Source organism: Wolbachia endosymbiont of Drosophila bicornuta (assembly GCF_028982105.1).
GTDB classification, from domain to species: domain Bacteria; phylum Pseudomonadota; class Alphaproteobacteria; order Rickettsiales; family Anaplasmataceae; genus Wolbachia; species Wolbachia pipientis.
In genome coordinates this window covers 1-502 of sequence record NZ_JAPQLF010000008.1, presented here as the reverse complement: position 1 = coordinate 502, position 502 = coordinate 1, and the positions used below count along the sequence as shown (strand labels likewise).

Annotated in this window: 1 pseudogene; it reads left to right on the top strand. The window is 35.3% G+C overall.

The window, feature by feature from the left end:
- Positions 1-65: 65 nt before the first annotated feature.
- A pseudogene (locus OZD68_RS00050) lies at positions 66-437 on the top strand (IS4-like element ISWosp2 family transposase); the annotation flags it as partial.
- Between the last annotated feature and the right edge of the window lie 65 nt (positions 438-502).

The window sequence follows — 502 nt, the reverse complement described above, 5'->3', positions numbered from 1 at the left end:
GTGCTTATGGCTATGGTAGAGCAGTAGCATATTATGATCTGTTCGGATTATTGTAAAAAGAGCTATACATTGTATATAATAACCATAAAAAAACAAGCGGATTAGCAAATTTGTCCAGTTATGATACTGCAAAAGGTACTATAATGCATACAGCTCTTGCCGTTAGTATAGAAGGTTTGGTACTAGGGATACTAGATCAAAAAGTTTATTCAAGACCTGAAGAAACTGAGAACCTTAAAAAAAAGAGCGATCGCATTGAAGATAAAGAAAGCGTAAAGTGGTTGGAAACTTTAAGAAAAACAAATAATATTATTGATCCAACTCAAACTGAGACTATAACTGTATGCGATAGAGAAGCAGATATATATGACTTTTTTGAGCTTGCACATAATCTTAATTCGGCAGTGCTAGTTAGAGCATGCAGAGATAGAGCAGTATAGCACTTCTCGCAATAGTCCGAATAGGATAAGATATGTGCTTATGGCTATGGTAGAGCAGTAGC